This window comes from Desulfonatronum sp. SC1 (assembly GCF_003046795.1).
Taxonomy (GTDB): domain Bacteria; phylum Desulfobacterota; class Desulfovibrionia; order Desulfovibrionales; family Desulfonatronaceae; genus Desulfonatronum.
Map to the genome: position 1 here is coordinate 1 of NZ_PZKN01000003.1, position 20,575 is coordinate 20,575.

Below are 20,575 nucleotides of genomic sequence, written 5' to 3' on the forward strand. Positions count from 1 at the left end.
ACCTTTTCCTTGTGGCCGTCGTAACGCGCCTCGGGATCGTGTGGGTTGTTCAAAGCGCTACCTCTGAACTCCTGGTCCAGTTTCACCTCGACGATATCGTCCTGGACCTGGATCTGCTCTCTGGCCAGCCGCTGAAGCAATTGGAAGGACTCCAGGCCTGAGACCGAGGCATGTTCGGCGAAACGATCAATCAAAAAGAGGATGTCCTTGGCCGCCTCGACCAGGATTTGCTTATACTGGCTGGGCTTGCCAGCCGTAAACCATGTATCTTTTTCTTTCTTCGGCACGTATCTTTCCCGGGTCTCCTCAGGAAGGCGGGAAAAGATGATCGGGTGGCACTTGTTCAGTTCTTTGTAGAATAATTGAATCGTGGTTCGATAAAGTTCCAGCCTGGACATCTGCTTCAAGTGCGTACCAACAAGGGTTGAGTCCTTTCGCTGGATGCCGTGTTCAAGCTTGAGCCTTTCACTGATTCGTTCCAAGACCTGCTCGAAAACCAAGTGGCCCTCACCAAGCAATTTGGCTCTGTAAGAGTAGTAGGTCCGTTGCGAAAGATAGGCGTCCCTGGGCAGATCGAGGGCATACCGGACGGTATCGTAAAAGCAGTAAGCCTCGACGGCCTCCTCGTCGGTGAAGTCCATGAGGGCTTGGATGATAAACAATCCGAGCATGGACTGAATATCTTTAGTAGGCCTCCCAGTATCGACAGAGAAATGTTTTTTGAACATAGTAACTGGGAGATGTGGCAATATTTCTTGCCTAAACGTATAATAAACAGTCTTCTTGATAGCACTTGACTGTTTACCTGGAAGCAAAAATGTATCGTCTATAAGGCTTATCCTGTTCCTATTCTTGTATCGCAACACAGCAGTGACCTCGTTTTTTCAAATTGTATATCACCACTATAGTATATAATGCAAGTAAATTTTTATGTTAAATTGAATGTCTGTCCGGACTTTTTGCAGTAACACCAATGATTAATGATATATATGTTGCTATCTGTCGCTGATATCAGTCCGGTTGATACGCCTATCAAGGTGGTGAAAAGTAGCCTTAAATTATTTCACGTCCGCCACGACAAGACGACGAACAACATCTTTGATTCCCTTCATTGCCATATGTAGGGAAAGTGCCCCAAACCTAAACCGGCTAAATCCAGACTTGATTTAGCCAAATTACGTCTCGTTTTCAGTGTATGCACCCCTTTTGATTAAAGGTGACTGATGGGGATGCCTCCAGCAGTTGCTTCAACTGGGATTGCACACTATGCTACGTTGTTGCGTAAATTTCACGTCCGATGTTTGTGAACTGTTTTTACTGGAAGATCTTAACACAAATTTTAACAAATTGGGGATAATGCGATGGATGTTAAAAAAATGTGGGGAGTAATTTTTGTCGTTCTTGGTGTTGGCCTTGTTTGTTGGGGAGGGTATTCCCTAGTTCAAGTGTCTTCTGCTTCTGCACAGATGAAGCAACTTGGAGGAAGCATGCTACTTGATGTTATGGGGGTAAATGAAGCTATTTCTGCAGCCAGGAATAGAGGAATAGTTATTCTTGTTTTAGGTCTTGCAGCAGCGGTAGGCGGCACATTGCTATTGAAAGAGAAAAATAAAGAATTATCTACAAGCTAGGCAAAAAGAGGGCAATAGCTTGATAAACATCGTACAAGAAATAGGGCTCTTAGACGCTTGATGTGGAATAGGCGTAACAGTCCGACATTGTACGCAATTTCTGAAGGGACGTAAAGAGCCTCCGGGTGCTACATGATTTTGGGCTCAATTCCCAGTCAATGTCGAAGAAACCCTTTTCTGATGACGTTATCAACCTTTTTCACCAACAAGAACGCCGGGTCCATGAAAATGGACCCGGCGTTCTTGTTGGTGAAGCCCTCCAAGACTCAGGGAGGCGGTTGTTTTATGGGGGTTACTCTCCCCGTCCGGAATCGCAGGGCTCGCCGGAGGCGTCTGGCCCGGCGTGCTCGGCGGTGTCCGTGAGCACGCAGGCCGGCAGCGGGGCCACGTTGGCCTCGTCGTATGGGTTGGCCTCGGCCATCAGGTTCAGGATCTTCCAACGTTCGTTGACCTCGTGTTCCACGGCTTCACGCAGCTTCTTGGCGTCCACGGGATTGGACTTGGCCAGGGCCGCGAAGCGGTTTTCGGTCAGCAGGAAGTCCTGGATGGTGCCGTCCGGGGCCTTGGAGTCGATGACCAGCGGGTTTTCGCCGCGCAGGGCACGACGGGGGTCGTCGCGGAACAGGGGCCAGTAGCCGGATTCCACGGCATTCTTGGTCTGCTCCTGGGTCTTGCCCATGCCCTTCTTCAGCCCCTGGTTGATGCAGGGGGCGTAGGCGATGATGATCGAGGGGCCCTTGTAGCTTTCCGCCTCGGTCAGGGCCTTGAGGAACTGGTTCTTGTTCGCGCCCATGCCCACGGCGGCCACGTAGACGTAGCCGTAGGTCATCAGCATCCGGGCCAAATCCTTCTTGCGGATTTGCTTGCCGGCCGCGGCGAACTTGGCGATGGCCCCGGTGGGCGTGGCCTTGGAGGACTGCCCGCCGGTGTTGGAGTAGACTTCGGTATCCATGACCAGGATGTTCATGTCGTCGCCCGAGGCCATGACGTGGTCCAGGCCGCCGAAGCCGATGTCATAGGCCCAGCCGTCGCCGCCAAAGGACCAGATGGACTTCTTGGTGTACAGATCGGCGCAGGTCTTGATTTCCGCGTACTTGGAATCCGCGTTGTTTGCCAGCAGGGCCTTGAGCTTGTCGCCGGCGGCCCTGGAAGCATCCGGGTCGTCCTTTCCGGCCAGCCAGGAACGCATGGCCGAGGCCAACTCGCCGTCCGCGCCGTTGTTCAGCACGGCTTCCATCAGCTGGGCCAGTCGCTCCCGGCGCTGCCGGATGCCCTGGGCAATGCCGTAGCCGAACTCCGCGCAGTCTTCGAACAGGGAGTTGCCCCAGGCCGGGCCGTGGCCGTCCTTGTTCACCGCGTACGGGGTGGACGGAGCGGACGCGCCCCAGATGGAGGAGCAGCCCGTGGCGTTGGTGATGATCATCCGCTCGCCGTAGAGCTGGGTGATGACCTTGACGTAGGGCGTCTCGCCGCATCCGGCGCAGGCCCCGGAGAACTCCATCAGGGACTTCTGGAACTGGCTGCCCTTGACCGAGGTCCGGCTCATGACGGTGTCCTTGAAGGGCACGGTCACGGCGAAGTCGTAGTTGCTGACCTGGGCAGTGGTCTGGGTGGCCAAGTACTTCATGACCAGGGCCTTTTCCTTGGACGGGCAGATGTCCGCGCAGTTGCCGAAGGTCGGTATCGATATCGGAGTCGGTAACGGAGTCGGAATCGGGACAAAATGGTTTTGGAGCGCATCCCAGCGTTTTCAATTCCGATCCCGATTCCGATAACAGCATTACTCTGTGCTGAATAGTTACTCGGTAACGTACCCATCCTGTTCCGGCCAGGGTATGTAAAGACTTTTGCCTGTGTTTCTGCTACCAGCTACTGCCTGTCATACTTCGCAATCCAGCATTCCGGCCTTCAGACCTTGAACCCGATCCCGATCCCGATCCCGACTCTGGCAACAGGATGGCATTATGGTAAGCAGTCGCGGCGAAAATTCCAATCCGAACCAGGCAAACGAGAGAGACGGGTGTAAGTCTGTATCGGCATGCCTTGCCTGCGCGTTGTCCTCGAAAGGGACAGGTACGGAATGCAGATTTTCCGAGTATCTCTGGTACATCCTCGGATGTGCGATGCTCGTACTTTTGTTCATTGTCAGCAGGTATAACGCCACGCTCTTTCAGGCCATGGCGGAGATTTTCTCCATTGCCGTGGCCTGGGCCGTGTTCATGGTGGTCTGGAACGCTCGACGCTTCATCAACAACGACGCCTTGCTCCTGTTGGGCTCGGCCTATTTGTTCATTGGCTTCACCGATCTCCTGCACGCATTGGCCTTGCTGCAAAGAGATATTTTCTTCGATGCGCCGAACGTGGACCTTCCAACCCAGCTCTGGCTTGCCGGACGGTATATGGAGGGACTGGCCATGCTGCTTTTCGCGCTTGTCCTGGGCCGCACCTTCCGTCCCTTCTTCGGGTTGTTATTTTGGGCCGGCCTGGCTCTTTTCCTGTTGGCCGCCATTTTTTACTGGCGGGTGTTTCCGGTCACGTATGTGGAAGGCGAGGGGCTGACTCCCTTCAAACTGTGGAGTGAATTCGTCGTCTGCCTGTTCCTGCTGGTCGCCCTGGCGGTGCTTTTTCGCCGTCGCGGCCTGCTCGACGTCAGGGTTTACAGGCTGATTTTTCTGGCCATGGTTACATCCCTGGCCTCTGAATCCACCTTCGTTTTTCACACCTGCGTCGACTGTCCTCCCAATGTCTTCGGCCATTTTTTGAAAATCATCTCCTGTCTGTTCATCTATCTGGCACTGATCCGGTCCGGGTTAAAACATCCTTTTGATCTGTTGTTTCGTGACCTGGAGCGGGATAAGGAGGAACTTTTGGCGACCAAACAGCATCTGAACCTGATTTTCGACACGGCTCCGGTCCTGATTTGGCAAAAAGACCGCAATGGAACCTACTTGGCGGTGAACAGGGTCTTCTGTCAGACAGTGGGTGTGGAGCCGGAGCAGGCTGTCGGCAAGACCGACCAGGACATCTTTCCGCCAAAGATCGCGCGGAAATTCGTTCTGGACGATCAGGAGGTGCTGCGCACGGGTCGCGACAAGATCGGCATGGAGGAGCAGTACGTCGGCACCACGGGGAGGCTGGGCTGGGTCGTGACGGACAAGCTGGCCTACCGTGACCGAAACGGCAACATCGCCGGAACCATCGGCTTTGCCAAGGATGTCACCGAGCGCAAGCAGGCCCAGATGCGCGAAAAGACTCAGCAGGAACAACTGACCCAGGCCGCCAAGATGACCGCGCTGGGGACCCTGGTGGCAGGCGTGGCCCACGAGGTGAACAACCCCAACAATTTCATCATCCTGAACACGCCCCTGCTGGAGGAAGTCTGGGCCGACTCCCTGCCGGTCCTGGACACGCACCATGCCGGTCATCCGGAGTTCAGGCTGGCCGGGATGCCGTATCCGCCGATGCGCGATAACGTGGCCAGGCTGTTCTCGGGCATCCATGAAGGAAGCAAGCGGATCAAGCGGATCGTCGCCGAGCTGAAGACGTTTGCGCGGCAGCTTCCCCTGGACATGGGAAGCGAGGTGCGGCTGAACGAGGTCGTTGAGGCGGCCCTGACCATGCTCCGCAAGACCATCGCCGAGCATACCAATCTGTTCGAGACGCGGTTGGACCCGAATCTTCCCTCAGTGCGCGGAGACTTTCAAAAACTGGAGCAGGTCGTCGTCAATCTGCTGATCAACGCCTGTCAGGCCTTGCCGGACAAGGACCGCCGAATCGTCCTGGAAACCTATTCCGATTTGGACGAGGAAGCCGTGGTTTTACGCATCACTGATGAAGGGGAGGGGATCGCCCCGGAAAATATTGAACGGATCTGCGATCCATTCTTCAGCACCCGACACGACATCGGCGGCACCGGCTTGGGCTTGTCCATCACCTCGTCGATCATCCAGAGTCATAAAGGCCGGATGACCTTTGATTCCGCGCCGGGCTTGGGGACCACCGTGACGATTTTTCTCAAGGCGCTATCATGAAGCCGAACACCGAATACGCATGGCCCATATTTCTCGTGGATGATGAAGAGCCACTTTTGGACAGCCTGAGCATGACTTTGCTCGCGGCCGGGTTTGAGAACCTGGAGGCCTTCACCGACGGCCAGGCCGTGCTGGACCGGCTTCCGGATGTCCGGTGCGCTCTGTTGTTGCTGGACTTGTTCATGCCGGGCAGGGTTCATGGGGAAGCGATCCTTGAGCGTTTTCGGTCCGAGGCTCCCCATGTTCCCGTAGTGATGGTCACCGGCGTGGACGAAACCGAAACGGCCGTTCGCTGCATGAAGGCCGGAGCCTTCGACTACCTGATCAAGCCGGTGGAACAGACTCTGTTGCTGGCCACGGTGCATCGCGCTCTGGCCCATGCCCGGCTGTTGCGCCAAAACATTCATCTGCGCGACAAGCTTCTTTCGGAGCGCCTGGACCAACCCGAGGCCTTCAGCGGGATCATCACCGAAAATCGCCAAATGCAGGCCATCTTCCGGTACATGGAGGTGATCGCGCCCACGGCCGAGCCGGTGCTGATCACCGGAGAGACCGGGACGGGCAAGGATCTCACGGCCACGGCTCTGCACCGACTCAGTGGGCGAAGCGGGCCGTTTGTCGCCGTCAACGTGGCCGGCCTGGACGACAACATGTTCGCGGACACGTTGTTCGGTCACGTCAAGGGGGCGTTCACCGACGCCGGGCAAGACCGGCGGGGCATAGTGGAGCAGGCCGCGGAAGGGACGCTATTCCTGGACGAGATCGGCGACTTGTCCCTTGCCTCGCAGATCAAGCTGCTCAAGTTGATCCAGGATGACGAGTTCTTTCCCCTGGGCGCGGAAAGGCCGCGCCGGAGCAGGGCGCGGATCGTGGCGGCCACCAACCAGGACCTGGAAGCTGCCGAACGCAAGGGTCTTTTTCGCAAGGACCTGTTCTACAGGATCAACACCTACCATGTGCATCTGCCTCCCCTGCGGGAGCGGGGTCGCGACGTCCTGCGTCTGGCGGAGCATTATCTGCGTCAGACCTGTGAAACCTTGAAGATCCCCTATGAACGGATCGGCCCTCCGTTGGCGGATCGGCTGCTGTCCCATCCCTTTCCGGGAAATGTCCGGGAACTGCGCTCCCTGATCTTCAACTCCATGGCCCAGGGCGGGCTTCAGGCGTTGGAGAGAAACATGTCCGCCCTGGTCAAGGCCCCCGCCCGTCACTTCGATGTTCCGGTCCCGGGAATGGCACTGGGAACGGACATCCTCTTCCCCGATCCCCTGCCGACCATGGACCAGACCGTTCAGGAACTGGTCCGGGAAGCCCTGCGTCGCTCCGGAGGCAACCAAGCGGCCGCCGCTCGAATGCTCGGCATTTCCCGGCAGGCCATGCACCAGCGGCTCAGTCAGCGGCGATAGAGCAGATCATATTTTGATATCCCGACGGGATAAAATCGAGTAGGGGCAACCCCCGTGGTTGCCCTTTTCGAGGCGTTTTCCCAAGGTCGCGAATCAGGCAGGGCAGGCACGGGGGCCTGCCCCTACAAAATCCGGGGCCTGTGCGCACACTTCCCCCCGCGTCAACCCAGCTTGACGGAAATCATCCGTCAAGCTGGGTTGACCTCACCATCTATCACGCTGCAAAAACTCTCTTTCCCCCATATCCCTCCTGACCGCCGTCAATCTGGCTTGACACTGTTGCCGATAGGGCGCGCGCCTAATTCCTGGGCAATAGATCTGTATTTCAATTGGTTGAATCGCAAATACTCCCTGGCACGGCAAATGCTTCTGGCAGGCATGGCACCATGTCGGTCAATCAGGGTCGAACATGGCGGACGGCAACCATCTGAACAGGTGAACAGTGTCCCAAAAAACGATCCTCATCGTGGACGACGAAGAAGAGGTCCTCTTTTCCCTCGGGCTTGTCCTGCGTCGGGCCGGTTACACCGTGCTGGAGGCCGGGCATGGGATCGAGGCTTTGTCGGTAATGGCTGAGGCCGTTCGAACCGGACAAGGGATCGACCTGGTGATTACGGACCTGAGGATGCCGTATATGGACGGCCCGGAACTGGTGGCCGCCATGCATCGCGGGGGATTTACCCCGAACGTCATGGTCATGACCGGGTATGCCCACGACGCGCTTGCCGCGGAGTGGCAGTGTAAAGGATGTCCCAAAATCATTTACAAACCCTTTGAAGCCGTGGAGTTGTTGCGGGAGGTCGCCGGGGTTTTGGCGGGGCCGCCCGTATGCGTCGCTATGATGGATGCGTAAGAAGTGAACACATTAACCAGGAGGGAGTCACATGAAAAATATTAAACTTGGAGTGAAGCTTATTGGCGGATTCGCTATTGTGGCCTTGATTGTCTTCATCGTGGGGGCGTTTGGTTGGTATGAAGCGCGGAATCTGGCCGGGCAGATCAACGAGGTGGGACGCGTTCGGCTGCCCAGTGTCGAGGCCTTGATGGAAATCGAAAAAAGCTACGAATCTCTGCGCGTGGCGCAGCGAACCCTGCTTGTGCCGGGCTTGAGCCGGGAGGACAACCAGCGCCAGGTCGATATCCTGACCAGATTGCGGGCTGATATCGCGAAGCTGCGGGAAACCTTCGAAGCCCTGCCGGCCACGGCCGAGGAGACGGCGCTGTGGCGGCAGGCGGCGGCATCTTTGGACCAGTGGCGGGATGTCAATGACAGGTTTATCCAAATGGCCAGGGAGCTGCATCAGACGGGAATCAATAACCCGGCCAACCTGCGGGGAAATCTGGAACAGTTTCGAGCGGATCACCATGCATTGGTGGGCCAGGCCTACGGCTTGATCACCCGTAACGTGCAGTTCGAGGGCGGGGACAACCCCGAGGCCTGTAATTTTGGGCGTTGGCTGGCCGGATTCAGGACCGAGAACCCGCGACTTCTTGACATCTTGCGGCGCATGCCCGCCTCCCATAATCCTTTCCACCAGTCCATCGGCAGGATCAAGGAGCGGATGCAGGTGGGCGACGTGGACGGGGCCAACCGGATTCTGGCTCAGGAAAGCTTGCCCATGGCCCGGCAGACCTTCGAGCTTTTTGATGAGCTGCTGGCCGTGGCCCAGGAAGCGGAAACCATGTTCGAGAACATGACCCAGACCGCCATGGTTACGGTGCGGGAGCGGCAGGCTGAGGCGCTGAGAAACCTGAGCCAAGTGCTGGAGCTCAATCAGCAGTACGCAGCCGAAGCGGTGGAAATCGCGGAAGCCGAGGCGGCCATGGCCCAATTCGTGGCCATTCTCGGGATCGTTCTTGGCGTGATTTTGGCCCTGGGCTTGGGTATCCTTTTGACCATGGCCATCACCCGACCGGTTGCCAAGGGTGTGCGCTTTTCCGAGGACCTTTCCGAAGGTGAGCTGGATGCCAAGCTGGATGTGGACCAGAAGGACGAGATCGGCGTTCTGGGTCAGGCCATGCAATCCATGCAGGCCAAGCTCCGGGAGATCGTGGGCGAGGTCAAGGCGGCGTCGGAGAACGTGGCGTCGGGAAGCGAGGAGCTTTCGGCCTCGGCCGAGCAGATGTCCCAGGGGGCCACGGAACAGGCTGCTGCCGTAGAGGAAGTTTCGTCGAGCATGGAAGAGATGACCGCGAACATCAAGCAGAACGCGGACAACGCGGCCCAGACCGAGAAGATCGCCCTGCAGGCGGCCAAGGACGCCCAGGAAGGCGGGCAGGCCGTGTCCCAGACCGTGACGGCCATGAAGCAGATCGCGGAGAAGATTTCCATCATTGAGGAAATCGCCCGCCAGACCAACCTCCTGGCCCTGAACGCGGCCATTGAGGCGGCCCGGGCCGGGGATGCGGGCAAGGGGTTCGCGGTCGTCGCCGCCGAAGTGCGCAAGCTGGCCGAGCGCAGCGGTTCCGCGGCTACGGAAATCAGCGAACTGTCCAGGTCCAGCGTGCAGGTAGCCGAGCAGGCCGGGCAAATGCTGGTCAAGATCGTCCCGGACATTCAGCGCACCGCGGAATTGATCCAGGAGATCAACGCGGCCAGCCGGGAACAGAGCATCGGCGTGGAGCAGATCAACAAGGCCATCCAGCAACTGGATCAGGTCATTCAGCAGAACGCCTCGGCCGCCGAGGAAATGGCCTCCACCTCCGAGGAACTGTCCAGTCAGGCCGAGGAACTTCAAGCCACCATGGCCTTCTTCAAGATGAGTGGTTCGGGTACATTGTCCCGATCCCGAAAGACCACCGGGCGCACCACGCACACCAACATGCTTGCCCCAACCCCACGAAAAGCCGCTCTCATTGCCGCTCAGTCGGCCAAGGCACGGGGATTGGCCTTGGACATGGGGCCGGATAAGGGCGATGACGAGTTCGAGAAGTTCTAGGGTCGAATGGGTTCAACGGTTCAACGGTTCACGGTTCAACGGTTAGGGTCGTACTATCCGCCTCATCAACCGTTGAACTGTTGAACCATGAACCCATGAACCATAAAAATCCCGGAGGCAAACGATATGGACGAAAAACAGAGTAAGAATTTGAATCAATACCTGACTTTCACCCTGGACAAGGAACTGTACGCCATGGACATTGCCAAGGTCCGGGAGGTGCTGGAGTATACGGACATCACCCGGGTACCGCGAACACCAGAATTTTTGCGCGGGGTGATCAATGTTCGGGGGCGGGCGGTGCCCGTGGTGGACATGCGCCTCAAGTTCGGCTTGAGCAGGACCGAGCAGACCGTGAACACCTGCATCATCATCACCGAAGTGGATGTGGACGGGGAGTCCACGGTCTTGGGGGCCCTGGCCGATTCGGTTCGGGAAGTGTTCGATTTGGGGCCGGACCAGATCGAACCCGCTCCAAGGCTGGGCACGAGGATCAAGACCGAGTTCATCGAGGGCATGGGCAAGCAGGGCGACGAGTTCATTATCATCCTGAACATCGACAAGATTTTTTCAGCGGATGAACTCTCCGTGGTGCTGGGGGTTGGAGAAGAGGAAACCAAGGTGGCGTAATTCTTCTCATTGGCGACGGTTCTCCGGATCGCGGATGGTCGCGGTCCGGAGAATCATTTTTACTGCTTTCCAATAGTCTTTTGTAGTTATATTTCCGTTTTCATATTGTCATTTCCCCGTCGTAATTTCCCATATATGCGCCAGTCATATATGGATCGAGAACAAATCCGCCCCGGCCCGCATCATCTTTTCCGTGACATCCGACACAAAGGCAGGATAATTACCATATTGCAAGGCATTGATCCGTCACTTGAGCAGATCCTCGCGCATCTTCTGGAGAACCGCGGGATTGATTTTTCCGGCTACCATCCGGCAATGCTGGAGCGTCGCGTCAGGCAGCGTCGGCGCGTCGCGGGATGTGGGGACATGGCCGGGTATTGCACCTATTTGCTGAACAACCCAGGTGAAATCGACAATCTCCTGGATGCGATAACCATCAATGTCAGCCTGTTTTTCCGGGACTCCCTGACCTTCGAGTTGATCGCGGATCAAATTCTGCCGGCCCTTGCCAGGGAGAAAATGAACCGAAACGAGGCCTCGCTGCGGATTTGGTCCGCCGGTTGCGCTCGGGGCGAGGAACCGTATTCCATGGCCATTTTGGTCCATGAACTGCGCGACAAGGAAGGTTGGCCCGAGCACGTGCATTTTTTCGCCACGGACATTGACCCCAAGGCTCTGGGCGCGGCGGCCAAGGCTCAGTATGCGCCGGAAAGCCTGCAAAACGTGAAATTCAGGCTGTTGAACAAATACTTTTCCCGGCACGGCGAAGTGTTTGCCCTGAATCCGGAGATCCGGGAGATGGTTACGTTCTCGCGCTACGACTTGCTGGACAAAGCGCACGGCGTTCCCCCGGAAAGCGTGTTCGGCGACTTCGACCTGGTGTTGTGCCGCAACGTGCTGATCTATTTTAACCTGCATTACCAGGCCGGGATATTCGAGCGGCTTTATCGCGCACTCAGTCCCAGGGGATTTCTCGTGTTGGGCATGGCGGAAAAGCCTCCGGAATGTTTTCGGAATCATTTCCAACGGGTGTTCGCGTTCAGCCGGATTTATGGCAGGCGATAGGAGCTAATAGGCGGATATGAAGCTCAAAGACATGCGCATCAGGACACAAATCAGGCTCGGTATGGGGGCGATCCTGCTGCTGGTAGCCACACTCGCGGCATTGGCCTGGTTCCAGACGGATCAGCTTTGGCGGCAAACCAAGGTCCTTTACGAGCACCCTCTTGAAGTTCGCCGGGCCATCGGGGAACTGAAAGCCGACGTCCTGACCATCCATTGGGCCATGGAGGAATTGGTCGCGCATGACACTCCCCGAAACGTTGAGCACATTCTTGCGCTGATTACCGCCCACGAAGCCAATGCCAGGGCGCAGTTCGATATCCTGTTCGACCGCTATTCCGGGGATCGAGTGGATGTCGAAGTTTTGTTCCTGGCCGTGGAAGGATGCCGGGCAAATCGCGAAGAAGTTCTCCGGCTGTTCCGGGCCGAGAATATTGACACGGCCCGAGCCGCGAACATTCACAAGGAGGTCGGGCCGGACACCCCCCATTTGCGGGAGGTGATGGGCCTGCTCCGGAGGGTGGACGACACCTCCCGCGATTTCGCGGACCATTACTACCTGACCGCATCGACGCATCATCGGACAATGACCGCCAACATGGTGGTTGCCGTGACCGCCATCATCTTGTTGACGGCAACCATCGGCTATTTCTTTTATACCTGGATCAGCAGCCCCTTGCGGGAGTTGACTGTCTTGGCAAGACGGTTTCGGGAAGGAGACTTCGGCGTCCGCGGCCGTAACGCACCGGCCAATGAATTCGGAACGCTTGCGGAGGCGTTCAACCAGATGGCGGAATCCATTTCCTCGCAGATGGAACTGCGGAATATCAATGAACATATTTCAGAAACCCTGTTGAGCGCCAATGAGCTTTCCGCATTCAGAAAAGATCTCCTGAACACGCTGTTGGAGGCGACGGATTCCCAGATGGGGGCGTATTTCAGGCTCAACACCACGGAAGACGTCTTTGAGCCGTTCGCCACCATGGGAGTTGACCGGGATCGGTTGAAGCCGTTTGATGCATCCACATTGGAAGGAGAATTCGGAAAGGTGCTGACCACCCGGAGAATGGCCTTCCTGCGGGACATTCCCGGTGATTCGGTTTTTCATTTCCGAACCTTCGCGGGATCTCTGCCGCCCAAGGAAATGATCAGTTTTCCCATCATTCTCGACGACGGAGTCAGGGGCGTCATTTCCCTGGCCAGCATAAAGGGGTATGCTCCGAAAGCCACCGAAATCCTGAACCTGCCGTGGGCCACTCTCGTGCATACGGTCTTTGCCAACCTCATGGCCAACGACAGGACCCGGCGGTTGTCCGAAGAGTTGTTGGAGAGCAATCAAGAACTTCAGGTTCAGCAGGAGGAATTGCATGCCCAGGCCGAAGAACTGCAAGCTCAGAACGAGGAGCTGCATTCCCAGGCCGAGGAACTGGAACTCCAGCGACAGGCCGTGGAAGAAGCCGCCCGCCTTAAAAGCCAGTTCCTGTCCAACATGAGCCACGAGTTGCGCACGCCTCTGAATTCGGTGATGGCGCTGTCCCGCGTGCTCATGATGCAGGCCAGGTCCAAGCTCAGCGAGGAAGAGGCGAGTTACCTGGAGATCATCGAGCGCAACGGAAAAAATCTGCTGGCCTTGATCAACGATATTCTGGACCTTTCCAAGATCGAGGCCGGCAGGATGGACGTCCATCCGAAGCCGTTCGCTCTTGGCCGGACCCTGGAAAACGTCGTGGAAAGCATCACCCCCCTGGCCAGGGAAAAGCGGATCGACCTGCATCATGACATCCCCGCGGACCTCCCGACCATTGAAAGCGACGAGCTTCGGGTCACCCAGGTTCTGCAAAATCTGCTCGGTAATGCCGTCAAGTTCACGGATACGGGCGGCGTCAGCGTTTCCGTGCGGGCTAAACAGGAAAAGGTTTTCCTGCGGGTCACGGATACGGGCATTGGCATCGCGAAAAGCGATCTGCCGCATATCTTTGATGAATTTCGTCAGGCAGACGGCTCCTCGTCCAGGAGACATGAAGGGACCGGCCTCGGTCTGGCTATTGCCCAAAAGGCAGCCAGGCTGCTTGGCGGCAACATCTCGGTGGAGAGCACTCCTGGCAAGGGATCGACTTTCACCCTTACCCTCCCGTTGACATGGCAGGGGGGGGCGCGAATCCATGAGCCGGTGAGCATCGAGCCGCTTTTCAAGGACGGCATTGAGCGAACCCCTGCTTTCGTCGCCATGGGCGAGCGGTCCCATCAGCCCCAAATTTTACTGGTGGAGGATAACGAGGCGGCGATCATCCAGGTCCGGTCCGTGCTGGAAACCGCCGGGTATGCGGTGGACGTGGCCAGGGACGGCCGGGAAGCCCTCGACTTCGTGGCTCAAACCATCCCGGACGGGATCGTCCTGGACCTGATGATGCCCCAGGTGGACGGATTCGCCGTGTTGGAAACAATCAGGAGCACGTCGGCCACGGCGAACATTCCGATTCTGGTGCTCACGGCCAAGGACTTGACGTCCGATGACCTCAGGCGCCTTTCCGCCAACAACATCCAGCAGTTGGTGCAGAAGGGCGATGTGGACCGGGAGAGCCTGCTGAACAAGGTGTCGGCCATGGTTGGGAGGATGTCCGGGACATCGAAATACAAGGCATAATGTCAAGGAGAGGGAATCATGCCGAAGATACTCGCCATTGACGACAAGAGAGACAATCTGATCAGCCTGAGCGCATTGCTCAGGAATCTGATGCCCGAATGCGCCGTGATCACCGCCCAGTCCGGTCATGAGGGGATTGACAAGGCGGTGCGCGAAGCACCGGATGTCATCCTGCTGGATGTTTTCATGCCCGGCATGGACGGTTTCGAGACCTGCCGCGGGCTGAAGGCCGAAGAGAAGGCCAGATCCATCCCGGTGATCATGATCACGGCCATCAGGACCGACGCGCAAAGCAGGATCAAGGGGCTGGAGATCGGCGCGGACGCTTTTCTGTCCAAGCCCATTGACGAGCAGGAGTTGGTTTCCCAGGTCAAGGTGGCCTTGCGGATCAAGGCCGCGGAGGATGCCTTGCGCAAGGAACGGGATTCTCTGGAAGAAATCGTTCTGGCGAGGACCGCGGAGCTGCGTGAGAGCGAGGCTCGATTCAGGGCCCTGCACAATGCCTCCTTTGGGGGAATAACCATCCACGACAAGGGCGTCATCCTGGAGTGCAATCGCGGCCTGTCTGATTTGACGGGATTCTCGTACGACGAACTGATCGGCATGAACGGCCTACTGCTGATATCTGAAAAGACCCGTGATGTGGTGGTGCGCAACATTCAAGCCGGATACGAACAGCCCTACGAGGCCGCCGGTGTCCGGAAGAATGGGGAAGAGTATCCGCTCCGTCTGGAAGCGCGCAACATCCCTTACAAGGGAAAAGCTGTCAGGGTTGTGGAATTCCGGGACATCACGGAGCACAAAGAAGCTGAGCAGTCTTTGGTCAAGGCCAAGGAGCAGGCCGAGGCCGCGAATCTCGCCAAGTCCGAATTTCTGGCCAACATGAGCCATGAGTTGCGCACCCCCTTCAATGGGATCATGGGCATGATGCAACTATTGCAGAGCACCCCCCTGGACGAGGAGCAGCGCGAGTTCGTCACCTTGGCCATCAAGTCATCCGAACGGTTCACCCGCCTGCTTTCGGACATCCTGGACCTTTCCAGCATTGAGGCGGGCAAGATGGTCATTTGTCCCGCCCAATTCGACCTTGGCGATTTGTTGGAGTCAATATCCGGTCTGTTCGTCGTCAGCGCCCGGCAAAAGGGAATCGCCCTGGAGTGTTCCATGGATGACGACGTGCCCAGGCATGTCATCGGCGATGCGATTCGGGTCAAGCAGATCCTGTTCAATCTGTTGGGCAACGCCCTGAAGTTCACGGAGCGGGGTTCCGTCCAAGTCAACTTGGCCACTCTTTCAGCCGCCAAGGGCAAAGACGCACGGATCATGGTTTCCATTTCCGATACGGGCATCGGCATCCCGGACGACAAATTCAAGGACTTATTCCAACCCTTCTCTCAGGTGGACGGCTCCTACACCCGGGCGCACCAGGGCGCGGGACTCGGTCTGGTCATTGTCCGCAGGCTCGTTGCGTTGATGGGCGGGAACATCGACGTGGAAAGCGTGGTCGGCCAGGGAACCACCGTCCACGTGCTTCTGCCTTTTGCCTTGCCTGAGCAAGAGTTTTTCGAGTCGATCCACGCGACCTCCATACTCGGAGAGCCCAAAAAGTGCCTGAACATCCTCCTTGCGGAAGACGAACCTCTGAACCAGTTGTTCATGCGCTCGATCCTGCAAAAGCTCGGGCATGCCGTGACCCTGGCCCAAAATGGCCAAGAGGCCGTGGAATATTGGAAATACAACGAGTTTGACTGCATCCTGATGGACATCCAGATGCCGGTGGTGACCGGGGTGGAGGCGACGAAAATGATCAGGAGCCAGGAATCAGAAGTCAGGAGCCTGAAGGGGGCGGAAAACCGGATGGCGGGCTTCGGTGAGCGGTTTTTTGACCCTCAGGTTTCAGGTCTCCTCCCTCCTCCCTCTCTTTCACCTCTCTCCCGACACACCCCGATCATCGCCGTCACCGCCCACACCCAGCCCGGGGACAGGGAGCGCTTCCTGGCCGCTGGCATGGACGACTACCTTGGCAAGCCGGTGGAAGTTAAGGATTTGGAAAAGGTGTTGGAGAGGAATGTTCGCAAAGAGGAAACTTGAAAGGTGCCAGTTGAAAGAAGCTAGGCATTGCCGTGCATCTGTCCTTCCCGTCGCTTGGTTTTTTTCGAAATTCAGCGTATCTATCGGAATCGAAAATGAACGATGACGGCTGGTGTAAGCTGCATGGAAGTCCGGGTGACTAAAAGGAGCAACAAGGTGACGGGGATGAATCAGGTGAATCCGCGAGTCATGATCTGGGGATTGAGCGTCATCGCTCTGTTATTTTTCGCCGCGGCGCAGTGGTCGGAATTCTGGTGGTTGTTCGGTTTTGGCGTTGTGGCGCTGGGCTGGGCGGCCTTTTTTGCAACCTCGTCCGCGGGCAAACCGTCGCCCCTGGCCTTGCTGGCCGTGGAGGCGGTGGCGGGCGGCAAGCCTGTCGACGCGGAGGCCATGGAGCAATCCGGCGGCGTGGACCGGTTGGTTGGTGGACTGGTTCGCGCGGTCCAGGACAACCGGCGCGATGTTTGGTTTCTGCGCCGAGGGTTGGCCGAACTCAAGGCCCCGATGCTTTTTTGCGACGCCCAGCGGCGAATCGTCTTCGCCAACGCGGCTTTTTGCGCGGTTCTGGGCATGACGGAAGATCAGGTCCGAACCAAGCTGCTGAAGGACGTGCTGTTCGGTTCGTCCGGGGGGCCGTCTGAGGCCGGGGAACTGGAAACGGCGTTGGCCGAAGGGCGTGGGCTGGACGCGGAACTCTCCTTGAAGTTGCCGAACGGGCGAGCTTGGTCCGTGCGCTGCGTACTGGCTCCTGTGCGGGACGGCGCGGAGCCCCTGAGCGGTTTTTTGCTGTTGTGCATGGACATGGGCGCCATGAAGGAGCAGCGGGATCGCCTGGAGGAACAGAACCGCAAGCGCCAGGTTTTGGGCGAGGAAATCAACGAATTGTCCCAGCGAGTAGCCTCGGCTTCGGAGGAGCTTTCGGCCTCGGCCGACGAGCAGGCCAGGGGTGCCATGCAGCAGAAGAGCCAGACTGATTCCGTGGCCACGGCCATGGAGGAGATGGCGGCCACGGTTCTGGAGGTGGCCAGGAATTCCTCCAGCGCTTCCCAGGCGGCCCATGAGGCTCGGACTTCGGCTCAGGAAGGGGTGGAGCTGGTGGAAAAGGCGGTCGCCGGGATCAACGGCGTGGCCGGTTCGGCACGGGAACTGGCTCAGGTGCTGACTCAGCTCAACGAACAGGCCGGGGCTATCGGCAAGATCATCAACGTGATCAATGACATCGCCGATCAGACCAATCTCCTGGCCCTGAACGCGGCCATCGAAGCGGCCCGGGCCGGGGATGCCGGACGGGGGTTCGCCGTGGTGGCCGACGAGGTGCGCAAGCTGGCCGAAAAGACCATGACCGCCACCAAGGAAGTGGAGCACGCCGTCTTGACCATTCAGGGCCGATCCAAGGACGCGGTGGCCTCCATGGAACAGACGGAACGCCAGGTTCACGAAAGCACTGATCTTTCCAACAAGGCCGGAGGATCCCTGCGTTTGATCATGCAACGGGTGGAAGAGGTGGTTTCCCAGGTCACCCAGATCGCCGCGGCCGCGGAACAGCAGTCCGCCGCGGCGGAAGAAATCAACCACAGCATAGAGGGGATCGCCCAAATCGCCAATGAAGCCGACGAGGGCGCGGGCCAGACCGCAGCGGCTACCCGTGATCTGGCCGAGTTGGCCCTGGAGCTGCTGTCTGCTTCTCAGAAATTCAGCGGCGCCAAGTCGGATACGAGCAAGCTGGCGGCTTCGGAAGGTCAGATGAAAGGAGTGCTGCTCAAGCTGATGCAGGAATTCGCCAAGGAAAAATTCGGTCAGGATGTTTATAAGAAGCTGCAAGAGGAGCTGGGCAATCCGGTCTTCCTGCCCACGGCCAGCTACCCGGATCAGGTTTTGCAGCAGATGGCCGAAATCGTCAGCAGGCTCACCAAGAAGAGCAAGCGGGACGTGCTCATGGGGTTGGGGATGTACACCGTGCCCCAGTTTTACAAGATGTATCGCCGCTACTTCAACGCCAAGAATCTCAAGGAATTCTACCTGAAGATGAACGACATCCACGCCCAGTTGACCAAGGAGCATCCGGGCATCAAGCCCCCCAACTTCACCTATGAGGACAAGGGCGACGTGCTGTTCATGAACTATCGCTCCAAGCGCGGGCTGTTCAACTATTTCGAGGGCATATTGAAGGGCGCGGCCGTGTTCATGAAAGAGCGGGTGGACGTGACGGTCAAGCCGCTGGACGAACATACCGCCAGGGCGGAAATCCGATTTCACAAGTAGTTGCCATGACGGACTCAACGACGCATTCCGGCTTCGACCTCGAACGGTTCTCGGAACATGCCCGGAACTGGGCTCAGCGTTTGGAAAAACTTGGCCACGAAGTGGCCAGGATTATTCCTGGCCGGGAGGATGCGTTTCTTGCCCTGGGCGGGAACATTCAGGCGTTCTCGTCCCAGGCCAGGAAAATGGCTCAAAACGCCACGTCCCTGACCGAACTGACCGCCGGAGAGGAAATCGGCCAGATCGTCGAGGCTCTGGGGGGCGAGATGGACCGAATCAGGGAGGTTCATGGTCTGTCTTCGCGTAAGGAAGATGTGGAGCGACTGAAAAACTTGTTGGAACGGATCAGCTCCCTGGAGCAGGAGACGGGGAGCTTCCGGAAGATCGTCCGTACGCTGCAAATGCTTGGCGTGACCACGCGGATCGAAAGCGCCCGGCTGGGGGAGAAGGGTCGTGGGTTCATGAATCTGGCCGGGCAGGTGGACAGCCTGGGGCAGAACATCATCGAACACTGGAAGAAGATTCAGGCCGATGCCAAGCATCTGTGCGAACAGGTTGCCTCGGCTCTGGACCGAACCGGAACCCTGGTCCGGGAGCAGCAGGCCGTAACCGACGAGGCTTTGACCAGCGGTCAGGCCAACCTTTCCAACCTTGCCCGTCTTTCCGATCACTCCGCGGAGGCATCCCTAAAGTTGTCCCAACGAACCGGAGAGATCAGCCGGCACGTTGGGTCCATTGTCGCCTCCCTTCAGTTTCACGATATCACCCGGCAGCAGGTGGAGCACGTTTGCGAGGCCGTGGATGACATGGTCCGGATGCTCGGCGAGGAGGCGGGGCATGGCAACGGCGAGGCTGAAAGAAACGGCGAGGCCGAACATCAAAGGATGCAGGAAACGGCCTGTTGGATCGCGGATGTCTGCTCCCTGCAAGCATCCCAAATGGGCTATTGCCGCAAGGCCTTTGACCAGGCCGTCAGCACCCTGATGGACGACCTGGCCAGCATCGTCGGGACCGTGGAGGGGTTGAACCAGGACTTGGGCGGAATGCTGAGTTCCGATGAGGATTCCAGCCGGAACGTGCTGGACCAGATCGGGGCCAATGTCCACCAGCTGATCGATTTCATGCGCGGATTTGGTTCCAAAAGCGAGGAACTGGGCAAAATCATGGTCCGGGTGGGAGAGACCGTGGCCCAGATGGCCGGGTTTGTCGGCAATATCGAGGAAGTGGGCTCGGAAATTGAACTGATCGCCTTGAATGCCAGTGTCCAGGCTGCCCATACCGGCGAAGAAGGACTGGCTTTGGGCGTTCTGGCCGGGGCCATTCAGCGTCTGTCCATGGACGCCAGGACCGTGACCGACCAGGTGGCCGGGGAATTACGGGCCATTTCCGACCATGCCCTGGAGCTGCGAAAACTCTCCGATGTTTCCTCGGAAACCGGGCGGATGGAGCAGATGGTGGGGCGGCTGGAGGAAATGATCAACACCCTGCGCAACCTGAACCGGCAAACCATGGACCTGTTCGGCGGGATTCAGGCTGAAGGGAACACGCTCAGCCGGGATCTTCAGGACCAGATCGACGGGATCACCTTTCATCACGGCGTACTCCAGGAACTGGACCAGGCCAGGAACACCTTCGAAGAATTGGCGGATCAGGCCATGGTCCAATCCTCGGCGGACTGTGATCCATCCAAACGGTCGGATCGATTGAAGGAACTGCTAGCCAGATACACCATGGAAGCCGAGCGCATGATTCACCTCGGTGAAGAGCACGGCGGGGCCGAGGTAAAGGAAAGCGACGACATCGAACTGTTCGGTGATGACGACGATAATGTGGAACTGTTCGACGACGACGATAATGTGGAATTATTTTGACAGGCGGA

General features: G+C 57.8%; 12 protein-coding genes and 1 pseudogene. 11 read left to right on the forward strand and 2 right to left on the reverse strand.

Annotated features, from left to right (window positions below; translation table 11 throughout):
- Window positions 1-671, reverse strand: a 671-nt coding sequence (locus tag C6366_RS02300; RefSeq protein WP_199221397.1) for a hypothetical protein, incomplete at its 3' end; no start/stop codon positions are given.
- Window positions 672-1,361: 690 nt separating this feature from the next.
- Between C6366_RS02300 and C6366_RS19165 the strand changes: the two genes are divergently transcribed.
- Window positions 1,362-1,631 (forward strand): hypothetical protein, encoded by a 270-nt coding sequence (locus C6366_RS19165; protein ID WP_146164743.1) that lies wholly within the window; start codon window positions 1,362-1,364, stop codon window positions 1,629-1,631.
- A 292-nt stretch (window positions 1,632-1,923) separates the two neighbouring features.
- On the opposite strand, the pseudogene C6366_RS02305 reads toward C6366_RS19165, so the two are convergent.
- Window positions 1,924-3,303: pseudogene (locus tag C6366_RS02305) on the reverse strand (thiamine pyrophosphate-dependent enzyme); the annotation flags it as partial.
- Window positions 3,304-3,754: 451 nt separating this feature from the next.
- Between C6366_RS02305 and C6366_RS02310 the strand changes: the two are divergent.
- The 10 genes from C6366_RS02310 (at window position 3,755) to C6366_RS02355 (ending at window position 20,567) form a co-directional block, all read left to right on the forward strand.
- Window positions 3,755-5,662, forward strand: coding sequence for an MASE3 domain-containing protein (locus tag C6366_RS02310; RefSeq protein ID WP_158269603.1), 1,908 nt, complete (start codon window positions 3,755-3,757; stop codon window positions 5,660-5,662).
- Window positions 5,659-7,068 (forward strand): sigma-54 dependent transcriptional regulator, encoded by a 1,410-nt coding sequence (locus C6366_RS02315; RefSeq protein WP_107735740.1) that lies wholly within the window; start codon window positions 5,659-5,661, stop codon window positions 7,066-7,068. The genes C6366_RS02310 and C6366_RS02315 overlap by 4 nt, the downstream gene beginning before the upstream one ends.
- A gap of 442 nt (window positions 7,069-7,510) precedes the next feature.
- Window positions 7,511-7,921, forward strand: coding sequence for a response regulator (locus C6366_RS02320; protein WP_107735741.1), 411 nt, complete (start codon window positions 7,511-7,513; stop codon window positions 7,919-7,921).
- 31 nt (window positions 7,922-7,952) lie between these two features.
- Window positions 7,953-10,007 (forward strand): methyl-accepting chemotaxis protein, encoded by a 2,055-nt coding sequence (locus C6366_RS02325; RefSeq protein WP_107735742.1) that lies wholly within the window; start codon window positions 7,953-7,955, stop codon window positions 10,005-10,007.
- A 126-nt stretch (window positions 10,008-10,133) separates the two neighbouring features.
- Window positions 10,134-10,637, forward strand: a complete 504-nt coding sequence (locus C6366_RS02330; RefSeq protein WP_107735743.1) for a chemotaxis protein CheW — start codon at window positions 10,134-10,136, stop codon at window positions 10,635-10,637.
- A 228-nt stretch (window positions 10,638-10,865) separates the two neighbouring features.
- Window positions 10,866-11,702, forward strand: a complete 837-nt coding sequence (locus C6366_RS02335) for a protein-glutamate O-methyltransferase CheR (RefSeq protein WP_158269604.1) — start codon at window positions 10,866-10,868, stop codon at window positions 11,700-11,702.
- Window positions 11,703-11,718: 16 nt separating this feature from the next.
- Window positions 11,719-14,343, forward strand: coding sequence for an ATP-binding protein (locus tag C6366_RS02340; protein ID WP_107735745.1), 2,625 nt, complete (start codon window positions 11,719-11,721; stop codon window positions 14,341-14,343).
- 18 nt (window positions 14,344-14,361) lie between these two features.
- Complete coding sequence (locus C6366_RS02345; RefSeq protein WP_107735746.1) at window positions 14,362-16,434, forward strand: response regulator; 2,073 nt, start codon at window positions 14,362-14,364, stop codon at window positions 16,432-16,434.
- 165 nt (window positions 16,435-16,599) lie between these two features.
- The gene (locus tag C6366_RS02350) at window positions 16,600-18,696 is read left to right on the forward strand and encodes a methyl-accepting chemotaxis protein (protein ID WP_107735747.1); all 2,097 of its coding nucleotides are present in this window, start codon (window positions 16,600-16,602) and stop codon (window positions 18,694-18,696) included.
- A 5-nt stretch (window positions 18,697-18,701) separates the two neighbouring features.
- Window positions 18,702-20,567 (forward strand): hypothetical protein, encoded by a 1,866-nt coding sequence (locus tag C6366_RS02355; protein ID WP_107735748.1) that lies wholly within the window; start codon window positions 18,702-18,704, stop codon window positions 20,565-20,567.
- Window positions 20,568-20,575 lie beyond the last annotated feature (8 nt).

Excerpts from the sequence above, each read along its gene's own strand:
- C6366_RS02325 (WP_107735742.1), top strand. The coding sequence starts at position 7,953 with ATGAAAAATATTAAACTTGGAGTGAAGCTTATTGGCGGATTCGCTATT.
- C6366_RS02355 (WP_107735748.1), top strand. The coding sequence starts at position 18,702 with ATGACGGACTCAACGACGCATTCCGGCTTCGACCTCGAACGGTTCTCG.
- C6366_RS02345 (WP_107735746.1), top strand. The coding sequence starts at position 14,362 with ATGCCGAAGATACTCGCCATTGACGACAAGAGAGACAATCTGATCAGC.
- C6366_RS02310 (WP_158269603.1), top strand. The coding sequence starts at position 3,755 with ATGCTCGTACTTTTGTTCATTGTCAGCAGGTATAACGCCACGCTCTTT.
- C6366_RS02315 (WP_107735740.1), top strand. The coding sequence starts at position 5,659 with ATGAAGCCGAACACCGAATACGCATGGCCCATATTTCTCGTGGATGAT.
- C6366_RS02350 (WP_107735747.1), top strand. The coding sequence starts at position 16,600 with ATGAATCAGGTGAATCCGCGAGTCATGATCTGGGGATTGAGCGTCATC.
- C6366_RS02330 (WP_107735743.1), top strand. The coding sequence starts at position 10,134 with ATGGACGAAAAACAGAGTAAGAATTTGAATCAATACCTGACTTTCACC.
- C6366_RS02340 (WP_107735745.1), top strand. The coding sequence starts at position 11,719 with ATGAAGCTCAAAGACATGCGCATCAGGACACAAATCAGGCTCGGTATG.
- C6366_RS19165 (WP_146164743.1), top strand. The coding sequence starts at position 1,362 with ATGGATGTTAAAAAAATGTGGGGAGTAATTTTTGTCGTTCTTGGTGTT.